At 63.7% G+C, this 17683-nt stretch carries 13 protein-coding genes; 12 read left to right on the forward strand and 1 reads right to left on the reverse strand.

What is annotated here, in order from left to right; all coding sequences use genetic code 11:
- The first annotated feature begins 45 nt into the window (after positions 1-45).
- The 10 genes from X733_RS163990 to X733_RS163940 all read left to right on the forward strand — a co-directional run bounded on the left by X733_RS163990 (position 46) and on the right by X733_RS163940 (position 14069).
- Entirely contained in the window at positions 46-3405 is a 3360-nt protein-coding gene (locus tag X733_RS163990) for a transglutaminase family protein (RefSeq protein ID WP_023817308.1), read from the forward strand.
- Between the two features lie 6 nt (positions 3406-3411).
- The gene (locus tag X733_RS163985; protein WP_023817309.1) at positions 3412-5823 is read left to right on the forward strand and encodes a circularly permuted type 2 ATP-grasp protein; all 2412 of its coding nucleotides are present in this window, start codon (positions 3412-3414) and stop codon (positions 5821-5823) included.
- Position 5824: 1 nt separating this feature from the next.
- Positions 5825-6709, forward strand: a complete 885-nt coding sequence (locus X733_RS163980; RefSeq protein WP_023725136.1) for a transglutaminase family protein — start codon at positions 5825-5827, stop codon at positions 6707-6709.
- Positions 6710-6810: 101 nt separating this feature from the next.
- Complete coding sequence (locus tag X733_RS163975; RefSeq protein WP_023725135.1) at positions 6811-7746, forward strand: glycosyltransferase family 2 protein; 936 nt, start codon at positions 6811-6813, stop codon at positions 7744-7746.
- 180 nt (positions 7747-7926) lie between these two features.
- Positions 7927-8730 (forward strand): glycosyltransferase family A protein, encoded by an 804-nt coding sequence (locus tag X733_RS163965; RefSeq protein ID WP_023713996.1) that lies wholly within the window; start codon positions 7927-7929, stop codon positions 8728-8730.
- Complete coding sequence (locus X733_RS163960) at positions 8727-9488, forward strand: hypothetical protein (protein ID WP_023686315.1); 762 nt, start codon at positions 8727-8729, stop codon at positions 9486-9488. The genes X733_RS163965 and X733_RS163960 overlap by 4 nt, the downstream gene beginning before the upstream one ends.
- A gap of 63 nt (positions 9489-9551) precedes the next feature.
- A complete protein-coding gene (locus X733_RS163955) occupies positions 9552-10652 on the forward strand; it encodes a DNA topoisomerase IB (RefSeq protein WP_023683452.1) in 1101 nt (366 codons plus the stop codon).
- An 81-nt stretch (positions 10653-10733) separates the two neighbouring features.
- Positions 10734-11108, forward strand: coding sequence for a YciI family protein (locus X733_RS163950; protein WP_023725131.1), 375 nt, complete (start codon positions 10734-10736; stop codon positions 11106-11108).
- On the forward strand, positions 11105-12379 hold the full coding sequence (locus X733_RS163945; protein ID WP_023817311.1) for an RNA polymerase sigma factor: 1275 nt from the start codon (positions 11105-11107) through the stop codon (positions 12377-12379). The genes X733_RS163950 and X733_RS163945 overlap by 4 nt, the downstream gene beginning before the upstream one ends.
- A 175-nt stretch (positions 12380-12554) precedes the next feature.
- Positions 12555-14069, forward strand: coding sequence for an aldehyde dehydrogenase family protein (locus X733_RS163940; RefSeq protein WP_023671784.1), 1515 nt, complete (start codon positions 12555-12557; stop codon positions 14067-14069).
- A 207-nt stretch (positions 14070-14276) separates the two neighbouring features.
- Here the strand turns inward: X733_RS163940 and X733_RS163935 are convergent, their stop codons facing one another.
- Positions 14277-15146 carry a hypothetical protein gene (locus X733_RS163935; protein ID WP_023817312.1) on the reverse strand — a complete coding sequence of 290 codons (870 nt, stop codon included), beginning with the start codon at positions 15144-15146 and terminating at the stop codon, positions 14277-14279.
- A gap of 163 nt (positions 15147-15309) precedes the next feature.
- On the opposite strand from X733_RS163935, the gene X733_RS1000000169310 reads away from it, so the two are divergent.
- Both X733_RS1000000169310 and asnB read left to right on the forward strand, forming a co-directional pair.
- Positions 15310-15642: a hypothetical protein gene (locus tag X733_RS1000000169310; protein ID WP_155924125.1), complete on the forward strand. Its 333-nt coding sequence runs from the start codon at positions 15310-15312 to the stop codon at positions 15640-15642.
- A gap of 89 nt (positions 15643-15731) precedes the next feature.
- The gene (gene asnB / locus X733_RS163925; protein ID WP_023817314.1) at positions 15732-17669 is read left to right on the forward strand and encodes an asparagine synthase (glutamine-hydrolyzing); all 1938 of its coding nucleotides are present in this window, start codon (positions 15732-15734) and stop codon (positions 17667-17669) included.
- The last annotated feature ends 14 nt before the right edge of the window (positions 17670-17683 follow it).

The raw sequence follows: 17683 nt of genomic DNA on the forward strand, positions 1-17683 counted from the left end.
GATGTGTCAGGGTTCGGCTGAAGAAACGCCGATCTCCGGGGCCCCATGGCAATACTGGCAGCCGTCTACCACCTGACCCATTACAAATATGACCGGCCGGTGGTTCTCAGGCCCCAGGTCATCAGGCTGCAGCCGGCACCGCATTCCCGCACCAAGGTGCTCAGCCATTCGCTGAAGGTCGGGCCGGCGAACCACTTCGTCAATCTGCAGCAGGACCCCTACGGCAATTTCCTGGCCCGCTTCGTCTTCCCGGAACCGGTGACGGAATTGAAGATCGAGGTCGACCTCGTCGCCGACATGACGGTCTACAATCCGTTCGATTTCTTCGTCGAGCCATCGGCCGAGACCTTCCCGTTCGAGTACCCCGAAGACATCAGGGACGATCTCGCCATCTACCGCACGCCGGAGCCGGCGGGGCCGCTGCTGTCTGCTTTCCTCGCAACCATCGACCGTAGCGCCACCAACACCGTCAATTTCGTCGTCGACCTCAATGCGCGGCTGCAGCGCGAAATCGCCTATATCGTGCGGATGGAAACCGGCGTGTTCTCGCCGGAGGAAACGCTGGCCGCGAAAAAGGGATCGTGCCGGGATTCGAGCTGGCTGCTGGTGCAAATCCTCAGGAATCTCGGCATCGCCGCTCGTTTCGTCTCCGGCTATCTGATCCAGCTGAAGCCCGATCTGGTCGCGCTCGATGGCCCAGCCGGAACCGCCGTCGACTTCACCGACCTGCACGCCTGGTGCGAGGTCTATCTGCCGGGCGCCGGCTGGATCGGCTTCGACCCGACGTCAGGCCTGCTTACCGGCGAAAGCCATGTGCCGCTGGCGGCCACGCCGCATTTCCGCAACGCCGCACCCATTTCCGGCATGGCGAGCTTCGCCAATGTCGAATTCGGCTTCGACATGCGTGTCGACCGCATCGCCGAACATCCGCGCATCACCAAGCCGTTTTCGGATGAGAGTTGGCAGGCGCTGGATGCGCTCGGCAACAAGGTCGACGCCGCACTTGAAGCGGGTGATGTCAGGCTGACCATGGGCGGCGAGCCGACCTTTGTGTCCATCGACGATTTCGAGTCGGCGGAATGGAACACCGCCGCCGTCGGCCCGACCAAGCGCGAAAAGGCCGATGCGCTGATCCGTAAATTGCGCGAACGCTTCGCGCCGGGCGGCTTCCTCCATTACGGCCAAGGCAAATGGTATCCGGGCGAAAGCCTGCCGCGTTGGACCTTTTCGCTCTATTGGCGCACCGATGGCCAGCCGGTATGGAGCGATCCGTCGCTGATCGCGCGCGAAAAGAGCGATGCGAAGGTCGGGCCGCAGCAGGCGGAAAACCTGCTGACGGCAATCGCCGGCGAACTCGGCATCGACAAGGCGATGGTCAGCGAGGCCTATGAGGACCCGGCCGAATGGCTGCTCAAGGAAGGCAAGCTGCCCGACAATGTCGATCCGTCCAACTCCAAGCTGGAAGACCCGGAAGAGCGCAGCCGCATGGCGAAAGTGTTCGAGCGCGGGCTGACCAAGCCGTCCGGCTACGTGCTGCCGGTGCAGCGCTGGAACAGCCAGGCTTCGGACCCGCGCTGGCGCTCGGAGAAATGGAAGACCCGGCGCGGGCGGCTGTTCCTGGTGCCGGGCGATTCCCCGGTCGGCTACCGCCTGCCGCTGGGCACGCTGCCCTATGTGCCGCCGGCACAGTTCCCCTATGTCGTGCCGGTCGATCCGTCGCTGCCGCGTGAACCGCTGCCGGCGCGGGAAGCCATACTGCCAGAACCGGCTCCGGCCGAACTGGAAGGCGCCGACGAGATGGCGCGGCGCCAGCAGGCGGTATCGTTCACTGCGACGACCGGCCAGCAAGACCGGGTGGAGCAGGAGATCACCGAGATCGGCGGCGCGGTGCGTACAGCACTTTCGGTCGAGCCGCGCGACGGGCGGCTTTGCGTGTTCATGCCGCCGGTCGAGGCGCTGGAAGATTATCTCGAACTGGTCGCAGCCGCAGAAAACGCGGCCAAGGCGATCCGCCTTCCCGTGCATATCGAAGGCTATGGACCGCCGCACGATCCGCGCCTCAACGTCATCAGGGTGGCACCCGATCCCGGCGTCATCGAGGTCAACATCCATCCGGCTGCCAACTGGCAGGACTGCGTGGCGACGACGACGGCGATTTACGAGGAAGCACGGCAGACACGGCTTGGCGCCGACAAGTTCATGATCGATGGCCGCCACACCGGTACCGGCGGCGGCAACCATGTCGTCGTCGGCGGCGCAACGCCCAATGACAGCCCGTTCCTGCGCCGGCCCGATCTGTTGAAGAGCCTGGTGCTACAATGGCAGCGGCGCCCGTCGCTGTCCTATCTATTCTCCGGCCTGTTCATCGGCCCGACCAGCCAGGCGCCGCGCTTCGACGAGGCGCGGCATGACTCGCTTTACGAACTCGAGATCGCGATGGCGCAGGTGCCGCATCCCGACCAGGGCAACGCACCGCTGCCTTGGCTGGTCGACCGACTGTTCCGAAATCTGTTGACCGATGTCACCGGCAACACGCACCGCTCGGAAATCTGCATCGACAAGCTGTTTTCGCCCGATGGCCCGACCGGCCGGCTTGGGCTTGTCGAGTTCCGCGGTTTCGAGATGCCGCCCAATGCGCGCATGTCGCTGGCGCAGCAATTGCTGGTACGCGCCATCATCGCCCGTGCGTGGAACAACCCGCTTGATGGCCGCTTCGTGCGCTGGGGCACCTCGCTCCATGACCGTTTCATGCTGCCCCACTATGTCTGGGCGGATTTCCTCGACGTGCTCGACGACCTCAAGCTCAACGGGTTCGAATTCCGGCCGGAATGGTTCGATGCCCAGCTGGAGTTCCGCTTTCCGTTCTGCGGCGAAGTCCAGCATGCCGGCATCAAGCTGGAACTGCGGCAGGCGCTGGAGCCGTGGCATGTGATGGGTGAGCAAGGCGCCATCGGCGGCACCGTGCGCTTCGTCGATTCCTCGGTCGAACGGCTGCAGGTCAGGACCGAAGGCCTCAACCCGGAACGTCATGCCATTGTCTGCAATGGCCGAATCGTGCCGATGAAGGTCACCGACAATCGCGAGGTCGCGGTGGCCGGTGTGCGCTTCAAGGCCTGGCAGCCTTCGTCGGGCCTGCATCCGGCGCTGCCGGTCAACACGCCTTTGGTCTTCGACATTTACGACCGTTGGTCGGGGCGGGCGGTGGGCGGCTGCGTCTACCATGTCGCGCATCCAGGTGGGCGCAGCTACGACACGTTCCCGGTCAACGGCAATGAGGCCGAGGCGAGGCGTCTCGCCCGCTTCGAGCCGCGCGGCCATACGCCGTCGGCCTATGTGCTGCGCAATGAAGAAGCCTCTGAAGACTTCCCAATGACCCTTGACCTCAGGCGGCCAGCAAGACTCTGATCAGCAATGGCAAAGGGGAATCAGAAAAAGGTCCGCGGCAAGCCGCTGAGGCACAGTCTGCTGGAGCACTACCAGCCGATTGACGGCGTCGTCGACGAGATGGTCGATGCTTCGGGCCATCCGCGTCCGGCCTGGGCGCCCTTCATCGAGGCGCTGGAGGAGCTGGGTCCCGAAAAGCTGGGCCAGCGCTTTGCCCGCGCCGACCAGTATCTGCGCGACGCCGGCGTTTATTATCGCGTCTACGACAAGGCCGGCGCCAACGAGCGCGAATGGCCACTGGCGCATATCCCGCTGCTGATCGAAGACAAGGAATGGGCCGGGATCAGCGCCGGTCTCGTGCAGCGCGCCGACCTTTTCGAGGAGATAGTCGCTGATATTTACGGGCCGAACCGGCTGATCGAGAAGGGAATCCTGCCGGCAGGCCTGATTGCGGCGAGCCCCGAATATTTGCGCCCCGTCGTCGGCACCATGCCGGCCAGCGGTCATTTCCTGCATTTTTGCGCCTTCGAGCTCGGCCGTGGACCGGATGGAAGCTGGTGGGTGCTGGGCGACCGCACGCAGGCGCCGTCGGGCGCCGGCTTTGCGCTGGAAAACCGCGTCGCCACGACGCGGGCTTTGTCCGACATCTATGGCGAGATGCATGTGCACCGTCTCGCCGGTTTCTTCCGTCGCTTTCGCGATGCTCTGATCGGCATGGCGAAGGAGAATGACGGCCGCGTCGCCATTCTGACGCCGGGGCCGCTCAACGAGACGTATTATGAGCACGCCTATATCGCCCGCTATCTCGGCATCATGCTGCTCGAGGGCGAGGATCTGACCGTCTCCGGCGGCAAGCTGATGGTGCGCACGGTTTCGGGGCTGATGCCGATCAGCGTGCTGTGGCGGCGGCTCGATGCCGCCTTCGCCGATCCGCTGGAACTGCGGCCAGACTCGCATATCGGCACCCCGGGGCTGGTCGAGGCGATCCGCCGCGGCACGGTTTCGACGGTCAATGCGCTGGGTTCGGGCTTGATGGAAACCCGGGCGCTGCTCGCTTTCCTGCCGAAGATTTCGCGCGCATTGCGCGGCGAAGAACTTCTGTTGCCAAGCGTCGCCACCTGGTGGTGCGGGCAAGCAACCGAACGGGCCCATGTGCTTGCCAATATCGATCGCATGGTGATCGGTCCGGCGCTGTCGACGCGGCTGGCCTTCGAGGATGACGGCCAGACCAGGCTCGGTTCGGCACTGACGCCGGAGGAACGCATCGCGCTGATCGCGCGCATCGAGAGCGATGGCAGCGGTTTCGTCGGCCAGGAAGCGGTGACGCTGTCGACGACGCCGGTCTATGTCGGCGGCTGGCTGGAACCGCGACCGGCAAGCCTGCGCGTCTATCTGGCGCGCACGCCCGATGGCTGGACGGTAATGCCGGGCGGTTTCGCCCGTGTCGGCCTTTCGCTCGACCCGACGGCTATCGCCATGCAGCGCGGCGGCCAGGCGGCCGACGTCTGGGTGGTCAGCGACCGGTCGGTCGAGCGCGAGACGCTTCTGCCGCAGGAGCATGACAGCTTTGTCCGCACCATGCCGGGCAGCCTGCCCAGCCGCGCGGCGGAAAACCTAACCTGGCTCGGCCGCTATATCGAGCGCTCGGAGGATACGGTTCGCATCCTGCGCGCCTATCATGTGCGGCTGGCCGAGACGTCCGATCCTGACATGCTGCTGCTCGCCGATATCAGGGACTATCTCGAACCGTTCGGCGTCGATCTCGAAGCGGCCATTCCGCCCGGATTGATCGGCACGCTGGACAGCGCCGTCTACAGCGCCGGACAGATCCGCGACCGCTTTTCGCCCGATGGCTGGCTGGCGCTGAAGGACCTGTCGAAGACCATTCATCAGTTCGCCACCACGGTGGCGCCGGGTGACGACGCGACACGGGCCATGACGGTCATGCTGCGCAAGCTCGCCGGTTTCTCCGGCCTGTTGCACGAGAATATGTACCGTTTCACCGGCTGGCGTTTCCTCGAGATCGGCCGGCGGATCGAGCGCGGCATCCAGATCGCCCGTACGCTAGCCCGACTGACAAGGTCCGGTGCGTCGGACGGCTCGCTCGACATGATGCTGGAGATCGGCGACAGCGTCATGACCCACCGCCGGCAATATCCGGTGCGGGCCGGACGGCGCACGGTGATCGACCTCTTGGCGCTCGACCCACTCAACCCGCGCTCGATCCTGTTCCAGCTCGAACGGCTGAAGGCGGAGATCGGCCTGTTGCCATCGGTTGGGCCGGAGGGGCATATGTCGGTCGCGGCCAAGGAAATCCTGCAGCTCAACACGGCAATTGCCGTCATGGAGCCATCGGAGATGTCGGCGGAGGTGCTGGACGATCTCGCAACTGAGATCGGCAACCTCTATAGCAGCCTGGCTAAAGCGTATTTTGGTTAACATGCTGTACGATATCAGGCTTCATCTCAGCTACGATTATGACGCCGCGGCCGGCGGCAGCCGGCATCAGGTGCGTGTATTGCCGCCGACCATTGCCGGCGTGCAGCGCGTGATCGCGGCCTCGCTTTCGTTTGTGCCGACCCCATCGGAGCGCACGGATTTTGCCGATTTCTTCGGCAACAATGTCACCGCGATCGCCTTTCGCGACGTCCATGACGGGCTCGACATCAGAATGAGCGCGCGCGTGTCGGTGTCACGGCCGGAGCCTGGGCTCGACGTGTCGCCCGATCTGCAGCGCCTGCAGGAAGAACTCGGCGCCGTACGGTCACTGGCGCCGGATGCACCGCATCACTTTCTCGCCGCCAGCGATCATGCCGGCATCGATGCGGCGATCACCGCCTATGCCCGCGACAGCGCCGGCGGCTCGACGGTCGGCATGGCCATCGATCTGTGCAACCGCATCCACCGCGATTTCACCTATGACGGGGAAGCGACCACGGTGCGTACCGGGGCCAGCGATGCCTTCGGTTTGAAGCGGGGCGTGTGCCAGGACTTCTCCCACATCATGATCGCCGGCCTGCGCGGGCTAGGTATTCCTGCGGGTTATGTCAGCGGCTTCCTGCGCACCATTCCCCCGAAAGGGAAGCCGCGGCTCGAAGGCGCCGATGCCATGCATGCCTGGGTCAAGGTGTGGTGTGGGCGCGATGCCGGCTGGCAGGAATTCGACCCGACCAATGGCATGCGGGCCAGCAACGACCACATCACCGTTGGCTATGGCCGCGACTATTCCGACGTGGCTCCGATCGTCGGCGTGCTGAAAACCACCGGCGGCCAGGTCGGCGACCAGGCCGTCGACGTCATCCCGGTCGCGCTCGAGAAGGCCTGACAGCCTCGAAGCACAGCTTCTCAACAACGGCGATGCCCGTTATGCTCGGTTGAAACTTCGGGGAGGATCGGTCGGCAGGCATGCTGATGCGGAGTTCGGTATTGACGGCAATCAGTGTCATCATCCCGGCGCACAATGCGGCGGCAACCATAGCGGCCACGCTGGCCTCGCTTCGTTCCGAAGCCGAGGTTATCGGCGAGGTGCTGCTGGTCGACGATTCCTCCTCGGACGGGACGGCAGAAGCCGCGCTGAATGCCGCCACGCAATTCTCGTTGCCGTTGCGCGTGCTCATGAGCAACTGCCGGGACGCGGGCGGCTCCCGCAATGTGGCGCTGGCGCAGGCGCAATGCTCCTGGATCTACCTGATCGACGCCGACGACTTGCATCTGGAGGGCGGGCTGCGGTCGATGCTGGTCCGGGCGGGGGCGCAGCCGGCCGCCGACATGGTGATCGGCGCCTACCGTCGGCGCACCGATGGCGAGAACCGGAACCTCAAGCTTCCAGCCGGCTACATAGAAGATGGTATAGCCAATGCCTCGGCCTATCTGGAAGGTCACATTCGCTCGATCGCCGTGGGCAGTGCGCTGGTTTCCCGGCGCGTCGTCGGCGACACGCGCTTCCCGACCGGGCTTGCCTATGACGAGGACACGCTGTTCTGGTCCAGGCTGATGGGCAGGGCGTCGCTTGCCCTGATCGTGCATCCCGTCATGATCTACCACGTTTCGGCAGTGCGTTCCGATGATCGCTTCATCACCAGGCCGGTGCGCCGCTTTCTCGACTGGCGGCTGGCGCTGCGCGAGCTGACTGACTGTGGCATCCCACTGTCGTCGCTAAAAACCAGGGAGGGGCTGGTCGCCCTCAAGATCGCCAGGGTTCACTATGCGCGCGGCGATCTGGAGACGGCGGCGCGGTTCCTGAGGATCGCGGCGGCGGCGCCGAAGGTGCGGTCGAACACCTGGCGTTGCAGGCGCTACCAGCTGAAGCTGGCGCTGCGGCGCTGGTTTTCCTCTCCGCGCGTCCAGTTGCAACGTGCCTGAATCAGCCCCGCCGCAGCTTGCCGTCATTGTCATCGGCTATCGCGCGCCGGCTCAAATCGTCGAGGCGGTGACATCCCTGCTGGATCAGGATGAGCCGCTCGAGATCATGGTGGTCAACTNCCGCCGCAGCTTGCCGTCATTGTCATCGGCTATCGCGCGCCGGCTCAAATCGTCGAGGCGGTGACATCCCTGCTTGATCAGAATGCGCCGCTCGAGATCATGGTGGTCAACTCGGGCGGAGGCGAGGTCCTGGCGCTGCTGACCGGCGCCGGGGTCAAGGTGCCAGTGATCGAGGTCGGTCGAAGGCTGTTTGTCGGCGCAGCCCGCAATCTCGGCATTGCGGCCACCAAAGCGCCTTTCGTTGCCTTTCTTGCCGATGATTGCCTCGCCTGTTCGGGCTGGGCCGAGGCACGGATGCAGCGGCATCTGGCTGGCGACCGCGCCGTGGCGAGCGCGATGGTGAATAGCCATCCGCGCAATCTGATCGCCTGTGCGGCTCATCTGATCATGTTCATGCGACGGCTTCCCGGTCTGCCGTCGGATCGTGCGCTGCGTTACGGCGTGTCGTTCGATCGGCGGCTGTTCGATGAATATGGCTTGTTCGATGAAACCATGCCTGCTGCCGAAGACACCGAATTCCTGGGGCGGCTGCCGCAGGAACTGCAGCCGGTCTGGGAGCCTAAGGTGCAAACCGTTCATCGCAACGAAACCCGGCTGTCCAGATTGCTTGCCGATCAGTACAGGCGCGGCTGTCGCCGCGGCGATTACCTCGCAGCGTCCGCCCTGAACACTCCGTTTCGGTGTTTTCGCGACACGTTTCGCGATCGGCGGAATGCCCGCAAGCTGGCGAAGATCGGGCTTTCCGATCGGGATCGAACTTTCGCGATGATGTCGATGCCAATTGTCTGGCTTGCCCTGCTGGTCAAATCCGTGGGTGTCTATATTGGCGTGCGAAATCGCGTGAAAGCGGCAACAAGAAAATGATAACGAGCCAAATCAAGCCTCGACGCTGGCGACGGAGCCGACTGTTCTGGACGCGCCAGAGAACGGTCGCAGTTTTCAGCTATCGTTATGACGCGCATCTGGTTGCCGATCTGATCACCAATATCGATCCGGTCGTTGACGGCTGGATTGCCTATGACGATCGCGGGGCGACCGGCGTGTTCAGCAGCGAGCCGCAGCGGCGGCGGATCTTGCTCGACGCAGCGCATGAAGCTGCCGCCGACTGGATCCTGGCTATTGATCCCGATGAGCGGCTGGAACGCGGTACCGCGGAGCGGATCGGACAGCTGACGGGGGATTACAGGCGCATGGCCTGGGGGTTCCGGCTCCGCGAATTGTATTCGCCGACCGAGTACCGGGTCGACGGGCTGTGGGCCGAAAAGTTCCAGTATCGTCTGTTCAGAGCCTACGATCCGGCGAAGTACCGACCAGAGGACCTGCACGGGCTCTGGTATCCTCCCGATCTTGGTTTCAAGGCCCGCAACAGCGGGCTCAACCTCTATCATTTAAAGATGATGGAGCCGAAGCGGCGGATCGCCCGCCGCAATCTCTACCACCACCTTGATCCAAAGGGGCTCCTGCAGGATGTGGGCTATGACTACCTTGCCGATGAGGCAGGGGCCGTGTTCGAACAGATTCCGCCCGGGCGCGACTACCATCCGCCTCACGTCGACGATGGCGGCCTCTGGATGGCCGTGCCGGCTGGTGCCACCATTGGTGGACCCGACCACATTCCATAGCAACGGGGTGGAACCAGCAGTCGGCTTAGCGCTTATCTACGAGAAAAATTTCGTGGAGCGGGCATGCTTGACAAATCTGGGACGCCATCCGGCCGGTCGGCTGCCGGACGGGGGGACGATGGAGCGCCGAAGAACGGCGCGCAGACCGCTGCCGAACAGGCCTCGCTCACCTATATCAGCGACAGCGAGCCGGGGATCCGGCGCCTGAAGGCGGGCGAAGGCTTTTCCTACAAGGGCGCGAAAGGACAGGCCGTCGGCGCGGCAGCCATTGCCCGCATCAAGGCGCTGGCCATTCCGCCGGCATGGACGGATGTGTGGATCTCGCCCGATCCCGCCGGCCACATCCAGGCGACCGGCCGCGACCAGCGCGGGCGCAAACAGTACCGCTACCATCCGCTGTGGGCCGCCGAGCGCGACGGCGCCAAATACTCCAGCCTTGTCGCCTTTGCCGAAAGCCTGCCGGAGCTGCGCCGCCGGATCGATGCCGATCTGCGCCGCCGTGGCCTGCCGGCCGAGCGCGTCGTGGCGGCAATTGTCTGGCTGCTCGACAACACGATGATCCGGGTCGGCAATGCCGCCTATGCCCGCGACAACAAGAGCTTTGGGCTGACGACGCTACGCGACCGCCACGTCGACATCAAGGGATCGAGCCTGCGCTTTGCCTTCAAGGGCAAGTCCGGCAAGGAATGGAAATTGAAGCTGGTCGACCGCCGCATCGCCCGGGTCGTGCGCGGCGCGCAGGATATTCCGGGGCAGCAACTGTTCCAATATCTCGACGAGGATGGCGAGAGGCATGGAGTGCGCTCCGACGATGTCAACCGCTATATCCGCGACGCGATCGGCGCCAATTTCAGCTCCAAGCATTTCCGCACCTGGGGCGGCACCATCCATGCCGCGTCGCTGTTTGCGCGGACGGAGCTTCCCGAAAGCCAGGCGCAGACCAAGCGTGTGATGAACGCGGTCATCGACAAGGTGGCCGAGCGGCTCGGCAACACACGCGCCGTCTGCCGCAAATGCTACATCCATCCACAGGTTTTCGAAGCCTGGGTGGAAGGGCGGCTGCTTAGCGAAATGACCGAGGCCAACAAGCGCAAGCGATCGATAGACGGTCTCGATGATGAAGAGGCTCTTGTGCTGAGATGGTTGAAGGCAAGCGAAGGCTGACAAAATGGCGTAACTTTTTTGTCGACGCCATGTCGGCATAGGCCCTACTGTTTCGTCCTTTGAGACAGAAAAGGACCTCCCATGCTCTACGCTATCCTCTGCTATGCCTCCGAAGATGTCGTCTCCTCCTGGAGCAAGGCACAGGATGACGAGGTCATGGCAAAGCTCATGCATGTGCAGGAAAAATACGCTCAAGCCGGCCGGCTTGGGCCGGTGGCGCGGCTTTTGCCCACCACCGCCGCGACGACGCTGCGCAAGGTCAAGGGCGAATCGGTCGTCATCGACGGCCCGTTTGCCGAGACCAAGGAACAGTTCCTCGGCTTCTACACGCTGGAATGCGCCGATCTCGACGAGGCCGTCGAGTTCGCGCGCGAGCTTTCCGAGGTTAATCCCAGCGGCGGATCCTATGAGATCCGACCGGTTTCCGTCTTCAACCCAACCAGAGTAGCCACATGACAGACCTCGCCTGGATAAGCTCGGCGATCAGCGCTGCCCGCCCGCAGGCTATGGGTGCGCTGCTGCGGTATTTCCGCAATCTCGATGCGGCGGAGGAAGCTTTCCAGGACGCGTGCCTGAGGGCACTCAAGAACTGGCCGCAGAACGGGCCGCCGCGCGATCCTGCGGCCTGGCTGATCTTTGTCGGCCGCAATACCGGCATCGACGCGGTGCGCAAGCGCGCCAAGCAGGCGCCGATGCCGGAAGAGGACCAGATCTCGGACCTCGAAGATGCCGAGAGCGATATCGCCGAACGGCTGGACGGCGCACACTACCGCGACGACATATTGCGGCTCTTGTTCATCTGCTGCCATCCGGATCTGCCGCCTACGCAGCAGATCGCGGTGGCGTTGCGCATCGTCTCCGGTCTCACCGTCAAACAGATCGCGCGTGCGTTCCTGGTCGGCGAAAGCGCCATGGAACAGCGCATCACGCGCGCCAAGGCGCGCATTGCCGATGCCGGCGTGCCGTTCGAGACGCCCGGAGCGGTCGAGCGCTCGGAGCGGCTCGCCGCCGTTGCCGCCATGGTCTATCTGATCTTCAACGAAGGTTATTCCACCAACAGCGGCGAGGCGCCGGCGCGTGCGCCGCTTTGCGAGGAAGCGATCCGGCTGGCGCGCCTGTTGCTGCGGCTGTTCCAGACCGAGCCGGAGATCATGGGTCTGACGGCATTGCTTTTGCTGCAGCATGCGCGCGCGCCGGCCCGCTTCGACGAGAATGGCGAGATCGTGCTGCTCGACGACCAGGACCGCTCGCTGTGGAGCCGCAAGATGATCGACGAAGGCCTGGCGCTGGTCGACAAGGCCCTGCGCCACCAGAAGCCCGGACCCTACCAGGTGCAGGCGGCGATCGCCGCCCTTCATGCGCGGGCGGCAACCCCCGAGGAGACCGACTGGACAGAGATCGAGCTGCTCTACAGCCTGCTGGAGGCGATGCAACCTTCGCCGGTGGTGACGCTGAACCGTGCCGTTGCGGTCGCCAAGGTGCGCGGGCCGGAAGCTGCCCTTGCCATGATCGAGCCGCTTGGCGAGAGGCTGTCAGGCTATTTCCACTTCTTCGGACTCAAGGGCGGTCTGTTGATGCAACTCGGCCGTGGCGAAGAGGCGCGTGTCGCCTTCGATCGCGCCATTGCGTTGGCCAACACGGCAGCGGAAGCCGCCCATATCCGCATGCATATCGACCGGCTGATGCGGGACGGAGCCGTGAAGGCGCCGGCGAAGACAGCGCACTAAGCCTGTTCCTCCTCTGGCTCAATCGTGCAATCCCGGCTTGGACCATGCCGGGGTGGCGATTTTCCCCTGAAACGAGTAATGGCACGCCATGACAGCGCCTGCGGCATGCGGGCGATAATGGCGCCAAGGCTCGACCGCCGCCCTATGATGGCGAGCGGATCTGAAAGGGATAAAAATGACGATAGCGAAGGAAACGGCCGAACTTCTGGCGAAACTGGGTGTGGCCAAGGACGCGCTGACCGGCGGCGACCTCGTCGTGCGCAGCCCGGTGACGGGTGAACAGATCGCGGCGCTGAAGACGATTTCGCCGGCCGATGCGGCCAAGACCATCGATGCCGCGCACACGGCGTTCCAGGCCTGGCGGATGGTGCCGGGTCCCCGGCGCGGCGAACTGGTGCGGCTGCTCGGCGAGGAGTTGCGCGCGCACAAAACCGAGCTTGGCCGGCTGGTGTCGATCGAGGTCGGCAAGATCCCGTCGGAAGGCCTCGGCGAAGTCCAGGAAATGATAGACATCTGCGATTTCGCCGTCGGCCTTTCCCGCCAGCTCTACGGTCTAACCATCGCCACCGAGCGTCCGGGACATCGCATGATGGAGACCTGGCATCCGCTCGGCGTCGTCGGCGTCATTTCGGCCTTCAACTTCCCGGTCGCGGTGTGGTCGTGGAACGCGGCGCTCGCGCTGGTCTGCGGCGACGCCGTGGTGTGGAAGCCCTCGGAAAAGACGCCGCTGACGGCGCTCGCCTGCGAGGCGATTTTTGCCGGCGCGGTCAAGCGCTTCGGCGCAGATGCGCCGCAGGGCCTGGCACCGGTGCTGATTGGCGACCGCTCCGTCGGCGAGATCCTGGTCGACCACCCGAAGGTGGCGCTGGTTTCGGCCACCGGCTCGACCCGCATGGGCCGGGATGTCGGCCCGCGTCTGGCCAAGCGCTTTGCCCGCGCCGTGCTCGAACTCGGCGGCAACAATGCCGGCATCGTCTGCCCGACCGCCGATCTCGACATGGCGCTGCGCGCCATCGCCTTTGGCGCCATGGGCACCGCCGGCCAGCGCTGCACGACGCTGCGGCGCCTGTTCGTGCATGACAGCGTCTATGACGCGCTGCTGCCGCGGCTGAAGAAGGCCTATGAGAGCGTCTCGGTCGGCAATCCGCTGGAGACGTCTTCGCTCGTCGGGCCGCTGATCGACAAGGCGGCCTTCGACGCCATGCAGAAGGCGCTCAAGGAAGCCACCGCTCACGGCGGCAAGCTGACCGGCGGTTCGCGGGTCGAGAATGGCCATCCCGATGCCTATTACGTGCATCCGGCGCTGGTCGAAATGCCGAAGCAGGTGGCTCCTGTCACCGAAGAAACCTTCGCGCCGATCCTCTACGTGATGAAATATTCCGATTTCGATGCCGTGCTCGACGAGCACAATGCGGTCGGCGCCGGACTGTCGTCGTCGATCTTCACCCGCGACCTGCAGGAATCCGAGCGCTTCCTCGGCGTCGATGGTTCGGATTGCGGCATCGCCAACGTCAACATCGGCACGTCGGGCGCCGAGATCGGCGGCGCCTTCGGCGGCGAGAAGGAAACCGGCGGCGGGCGCGAGAGCGGCTCCGATGCCTGGAAGGCCTATATGCGCCGCGCCACCAACACGGTGAACTATTCCAAGGCGCTGCCGCTGGCGCAGGGCGTGTCATTCGACATCGATTGAGATGCTGCGCCCGGCTTTTGACCAGTTGATCCACCCGAACCCGTCGGGCGGATCGCTGCCGCTCGCGCGGATCGTTCCGCTTTCAGGCTTCGCCCCCGCTGTCCAGATGTCCGTATCCCGACGGCGGAAAGGCCACCTCGGCCATGCGCCCGGACGGGTCCTCGCGGTCGGCACGATCGGCTGCGCAACAGCGTCTGCGCCGAACGTTCAGCCAGCGTGCGGCGACGCCGGTCGGCAGGCTTCGAACGCGGCATCGATGACGGCAAGTTTGGCGGCCTGCACGGTCATGTATTCCTGGTAGAAGCTGTTCGAGACCCACATTACGGAATGCCCGCGCCGGCCCAGCCAGCCGACGCTGCCGAGCTTTTCGGCGTCGCGCAATTTGCGCGCAAGATGGGTGCGCGAGAGTTTTAGCCAACTGGCGAATTCGCCGATCGAAACCACGCTGGTCGGGATCCGGTCGAGGGCGGCATTGTCGGGATCGATGCCGGACATCAGCCAATCCATGACGATGCCGCCATTGTTGAGCCAGATGAACAGCGAAAACGTCTGCTTGGGCTCACGCACAGGGTTGGAGGAGAGCAGGCCTTCCGCCACCAGCGGCTGCAGCCTGGCAATCATGCCGTTCTGCTCGAGAAACGCGGCGAGGCGGTTGCCGCTGTCGAGACCGTCGAGCGTGCGCAGATGCGCAACCACCCAGCCGTCGAATTCCTTCAGCGTCGCTGCCGTCACCTGAAAGGGATGGGCTCGTCCATCACCGGTGTGCGGCAGGTATTCGATGATGTGATAGTGCAGCATCTCCTTGATGAAGGCTTCAGCCGTGTTGCGGCTGGCAACGGAATAGTGAAGCACTGCATCGATGAAGCGGGCCAGTGTCAGTTCCGTGCGGGGATCGCGCGGGTCGCGGGCGAAATGCAGAGCTAGGCCGGTGTGAGCCAGCAGCCAGCGCTGTTGCGTGGCGAATACGGCGGCCAGGCGTGGGCTCGTTTCATAGATATGCAGCAGCGCCTTCGACTGCGCCTCGACATGACGGTGCAGCGCCGGATGGCCGGCAATATATTCGAAATTCAGCGCCATCCTCCTCGTCCTCCGGCCAGCCCCCCGGCAGCGAAGACGTGCAATCACATTTCCAGCCTTAGCCGCCCGTGTCCAGCCATGCCAACCCGGAAAAAAGGCCTAGAGCGATCAACCGTTCCTCAGACACGTTGAAACCCCCGTCATCTCTTGATTTCGAGGCAAATTGCTGCAGAAGCGCCGCGCGCTTCTGCAGAGAAAACCGTGTCACACTTTTTTGGAAATGCTCTGGTCCGTTCGCGCCCGGCGCGTGTCGGAAAACAGTAAGCCGTTGCAAGCGTTGAAAAAAACCTACCCCGATAATAGTCAGCCCAGGAGCCTGCGGTTGAATTTGCCTCAAGGTCGCCAGCACGTTGCGCGCGGCCCGTTTGTATCCAGGCGGTTCGCCACGTCGGAGCGCCTGGGCTATCGTTCCGGCTATTACGACCGCAACCGCGAGGTGATGGAGAGCCATCGCGTCCTAGCCACGAAGACCACATCGTGGCAAACTTCTTGTTAACCACATGCTCGGTGAAATTATCGGATTAACCCCAGATGCCACTATCGAGGTTATGTTCCGTACCTTAGCGTTCAATATGAGTTCAAGGGATGTGTGGATTCGGGGGTTATTTCGGGTCAATCCGGGATGCGGAAGCTTTGCTCACGCACATGGTAGCCGCAATTGCCCATCGTGGGCCGGATGAGCAAGGGAAATTCGTAGCACCCGATGCCGGGCTCGGGCATGCGCGGCTGTCAGTGATCGGCATCGGAGACGGCCAACAACCGATGTCCGACGAGGCCGGCAATTTGACGATTGCGTTCAACGGCGAGATTTTCAACTACATAGAACTGCGCGAAGGGCTGATCGCCAAGGGCCGACACTTTCGGACGTCGAGCGACACAGAGGTCATCCTTCAGCTCTATGAGGAGATGGGCGAAGACTGCTTGTCTCTCCTGAACGGTGATTTCGCCTTGGCGATATGGGACAATCGGCAGCGACGAATGGTGCTCGCACGAGACCGGATGGGTGTCCGGCCGCTCTTCTACACAAGTAATGACGGGGTGCTTTACTTTGCCTCGGAGATCAAAGCCCTGTTGAAGGTCCCGGGCGTCTCCGCTGAAATTGATCCGATTGCGCTGGATCAGATCTTTACGCTGTGGGCGCCGATCGCTCCGCGCACGGCGTTCCGCAATATCCACGAGTTGGAACCGGCAAGTGTGATGATCGCGACGCAGGGGCAGGTCACGGTCAGACGATACTGGCACCTGGACTATCCGCATCGTGATGAGCCGTCGAAGATCACGAACGAGGACCACGCGGCAGAGGAGTTGCAAGCCCTTCTGACCGATGCGGTGAGGCTTCGCATGCGGGCCGACGTGCCGGTCGGTTCCTATCTTTCCGGAGGGCTCGATTCGTCGCTTGTTTCTGCGCTTGCCGCCGGCATGACTCCTCGGAGACTGGAGACATTTTCCGTAACCTTCGACAGCGCCGAGCATGACGAAAGCGCCTTTCAGACCGAAATGGCCTCGGCGCTCGGCACGCGCCACCACGCCATAGAATGCGGCGCCCGCGATATCGCCAGCGTCTTTCCTGAGGTCATCCGCTTTGCCGAGCGGCCGATCATCCGCACGGCTCCTGCGCCACTCTACAAATTGTCCGCCCTGGTTCGCCAGGCCGGCCTGAAGGTGGTGCTGACGGGTGAAGGCGCCGACGAGGTCTTCGCCGGTTACGACGTCTTCAAGGAGGCGCGTGTCCGCCGGTTCTGCGGGCGGCAGCCCACATCGCGCATAAGGCCGCAGCTGTTCCGCCGGCTTTACCCGTATCTGCCGGGCCTGCAACAGCAATCGGTGGAGTATCTGGCTGCCTTCTTCGGCACCAGCAACGCTGCCCTCGACGATCCGCTGTTCTCGCATCGGCCACGCTTCAAGACCACGGCGGCGGCGAAAATCTTCTTTTCCGGCGACCTGCGCGCGACGTTGAAGGGTTATGACGCGGCTGCAGAGCTGACCAGCCGCCTGCCCGAGGCGTTTTCCCTATGGCATCCGCTGCATCAGGCGCAATATCTCGAAACCCGCTTCCTCCTGCCCGGCTACATCCTCTCCAGCCAAGGCGATCGGATGGCCATGGCGCACGGCATCGAAGGGCGGTTTCCTTTCCTGGATCATCGCGTGGTAGAGTTCGCGGCAAGACTTCCGCCGGAGATGAAACTGAAAGGCTTGATGGAGAAGCACATTTTGCGCAAGGTGGCCAGGCACCACCTTCCGGCGGCGATCGGGAAACGCACCAAGCAACCTTACCGCGCCCCGGAGGCCCGCTCCTTCGTCGGGGCGGAGGAACTAGACTATGTTCGTGACTGCCTGGGCGAGGCGAGCATTACCGCCGGCGGCCTGTTCAACGCCAAGGCGGTGGCCAAGCTCCACGAGAAATGCCGCATGGAGACCGCGACCGGATTTCGCGACAACGCCGCCTTCGTCGGCATTCTGTCGACGCAGCTGTGGCAGAAGAATTTCGCCGGCCAAGCGGTCGGCGCGGCAAGAGCGGCCTGAGACGGCGAGGAAAA

Source organism: Mesorhizobium sp. L2C066B000 (genome assembly GCF_000502335.1).
GTDB lineage: Bacteria > Pseudomonadota > Alphaproteobacteria > Rhizobiales > Rhizobiaceae > Mesorhizobium.

Excerpts from the sequence above, each read along its gene's own strand:
- X733_RS163945 (WP_023817311.1), top strand. The coding sequence starts at position 11,105 with ATGACAGACCTCGCCTGGATAAGCTCGGCGATCAGCGCTGCCCGCCCG.
- X733_RS163980 (WP_023725136.1), top strand. The coding sequence starts at position 5,825 with ATGCTGTACGATATCAGGCTTCATCTCAGCTACGATTATGACGCCGCG.
- X733_RS163950 (WP_023725131.1), top strand. The coding sequence starts at position 10,734 with ATGCTCTACGCTATCCTCTGCTATGCCTCCGAAGATGTCGTCTCCTCC.
- X733_RS163935 (WP_023817312.1), bottom strand. The coding sequence starts at position 15,146 with ATGGCGCTGAATTTCGAATATATTGCCGGCCATCCGGCGCTGCACCGT.
- X733_RS163940 (WP_023671784.1), top strand. The coding sequence starts at position 12,555 with ATGACGATAGCGAAGGAAACGGCCGAACTTCTGGCGAAACTGGGTGTG.
- X733_RS163955 (WP_023683452.1), top strand. The coding sequence starts at position 9,552 with ATGCTTGACAAATCTGGGACGCCATCCGGCCGGTCGGCTGCCGGACGG.
- X733_RS163990 (WP_023817308.1), top strand. The coding sequence starts at position 46 with ATGGCAATACTGGCAGCCGTCTACCACCTGACCCATTACAAATATGAC.
- asnB (WP_023817314.1), top strand. The coding sequence starts at position 15,732 with ATGTGTGGATTCGGGGGTTATTTCGGGTCAATCCGGGATGCGGAAGCT.
- X733_RS163985 (WP_023817309.1), top strand. The coding sequence starts at position 3,412 with ATGGCAAAGGGGAATCAGAAAAAGGTCCGCGGCAAGCCGCTGAGGCAC.
- X733_RS163960 (WP_023686315.1), top strand. The coding sequence starts at position 8,727 with ATGATAACGAGCCAAATCAAGCCTCGACGCTGGCGACGGAGCCGACTG.